At 44.9% G+C, this 1,113-nt stretch carries 2 protein-coding genes and 1 pseudogene; all 3 read right to left on the bottom strand.

The window, feature by feature from the left end:
• Window positions 1-7: 7 nt before the first annotated feature.
• Window positions 8-319, bottom strand: a complete 312-nt coding sequence (locus tag E5S67_RS32035; RefSeq protein WP_172193512.1) for a hypothetical protein — start codon at window positions 317-319, stop codon at window positions 8-10.
• Window positions 320-327: 8 nt separating this feature from the next.
• Window positions 328-741 (bottom strand): IS1634 family transposase, encoded by a 414-nt coding sequence (locus E5S67_RS32030; RefSeq protein ID WP_172193510.1) that lies wholly within the window; start codon window positions 739-741, stop codon window positions 328-330.
• A 3-nt stretch (window positions 742-744) separates the two neighbouring features.
• Window positions 745-1,113, bottom strand: a pseudogene (locus E5S67_RS32025) (IS1634 family transposase); the annotation flags it as partial.

Raw genomic sequence — 1,113 nt, 5'->3', positions numbered from 1 at the left:
TGCGGTTTTACTGGGTACAAATTAGGGGAACACCCAGCAAATCCAAAGCTTTTTGTTGCACGATTGTCGGTTGAGTAATCTTGTCAAAAACCCAACTAGCACCCTCAATGCTGCCCACAATTTCATTATGGGCGATCGTACCCAAATCTGCTAGTAAAGTCTGGAAACTATGCACTGGTAAATTATCTTCAGTCCGCTTAGTTCTGGCTTTAGCCTTAGTCCGAACGCTTTTGGTCGCCTTCACCACAGATATTTGTTTTTGGTGAGCCGATTCCCAATCGTCTTCATCAAACAGCATTGGCGCTAATCGAGAACGCATCTGGTATTCTACGTATAGGCTAACATACATAAAAACACGTGAGCCTTAACTCGAGCGCTCAGGCGGTGGTAAATCGGTCGCACCTTTAAATCCACAGTCTTAAAACTCCGAAAAGCCTGCTCTACTTGAGATAGGCTTTTATAAGCCCTCACCGTTTCTGTTGCCGATAAAACCTCGGACTCGACTGAAGTCCGAATCACATATAACCCATCTAATGCAGCTGCGCTGTCAATGCTTTGCGTGTTTCTTTCGTAGCGAAAACTGTTCTCTTGAATATCCAGCGTGAAATGCTTGGCAACTTTGTAAAGATTCACCACCTTACCCACTTTCAGGGCAATATTTGCTGCCCCTGTTAAACGCTTTTTCTGTCTCGTTGTCGCAGCAACAATTTTGGATAGTTCTGTTTCGGTTGCTTGCAACAATTCTTATCGGGTTTTGGCTCGCTCTGCTGCTAGTATCGGATTGCGGCAAGCAATTAACCGTTCTCCCGGATAGTCCTCTGACGAGATTTCAGCGATGTTATGTTCGTCAAATAAAGATAGTTGAATCGATTCTTGTTCGACCAGGCTGCGGATTTGTACCGCACGCAGGGCGCTAATCCAATCGAAACTACGATCGGCGGTTTGAAAATGTTTTTGAATTGTGGTTGAAGAGATGATACCTCGATCGCCCACCCAAATGATTTTGGCAATGCCAAATCTTGCTTTAAGTTTCGTAATTTGATTGGTGAGGGTTGTCGGGTCTGCTGTATTGCCCTCAAATACTTCAATAGCAATCGGGCAGCCAGAGCCATC

The sequence above is a fragment of the Microcoleus asticus IPMA8 genome (assembly GCF_013179805.1).
GTDB classification, from domain to species: Bacteria; Cyanobacteriota; Cyanobacteriia; order Cyanobacteriales; family Microcoleaceae; genus Microcoleus; species Microcoleus asticus.
This window is presented reverse-complemented; position numbering and strand designations above follow the sequence as displayed.